At 36.0% G+C, this 840-nt stretch carries 1 protein-coding gene; it reads left to right on the top strand.

What is annotated here, in order from left to right:
* The coding region (locus RCF13_RS06690) for a hypothetical protein (protein ID WP_308140980.1) at positions 1-840 on the top strand (840 nt) is incomplete at both ends.

Here is an 840-nt window from a genome sequence, read left to right as displayed (position 1 = left end):
CATCGAGCTAATCGGGCAACAATTTAAAGAGTTTGAAACCCCTACAGATGGAACAACTACCATTACAATTGGAGGAATAAACCTTAAAACCATTGGAGTGAATGTAGGTAGCAGCCCAATAACATTGAATGCAGACAGCTTGAGAATTTTAGGACATGGTGTAAAAGATATTATTATTAAAAACGAGAAAGTAGACAAAGGAATTTCTATAACAACGACCTATAATCAGAACAACAGCTTTCGAATCTATGAAAGCATCAAGATGAACGATGGCGATGTAACCATTTATCCAAATAGAGGACAAACTGGCAGTACCGTTAATATTACAATAAAGAAAGATAAAACAAATTATTCAGTATTCTTTTTAAAACAGGAAACAGATCCATTTATGTTTGAAAATATGGGGGAGGATCATTTCTATCCAGTAGTAACAACTGATCCTGATGGAAGAATCAGAGTAAATGTGCCAAAAAATTTAGAGCCGGGACACACTTATAAGGTAGTTATTACAAATAACTTAAATAACCAACCTAAGGTTCCGGGGAGCAACTTTACCAACCTAGTTACAATGCAAAAAACCATAGGCGAATTTTACGTAGTAGACGCAGGGGTTGGACCGGTAATTATAAAACGTCCTTCCTATGAAGGAACCAATGCAGGTTCTTATTTTACCATATATGGAAACCGATTCGAAGAATTAGAAATCACTGGATTAAGCGGGGTGTATGGTGGTTCAACAAGCCTAACAAAAGACGATTTGAGTATTCAAACCAGTGGAGATATTACAAAGCTTAGAATTACCTACCCAATAGATGTGAACAGTAAATATAACGGAGAGAA

Origin of the sequence: Stenotrophomonas maltophilia group sp. RNC7 (genome assembly GCF_030910085.1) — a bacterium.
GTDB classification, from domain to species: Bacteria; Pseudomonadota; Gammaproteobacteria; order Xanthomonadales; family Xanthomonadaceae; genus Stenotrophomonas; species Stenotrophomonas sepilia.
The sequence above is the reverse complement of the archived record's forward strand: the minus strand, read 5'-3'. Positions and strand labels throughout refer to the sequence as shown.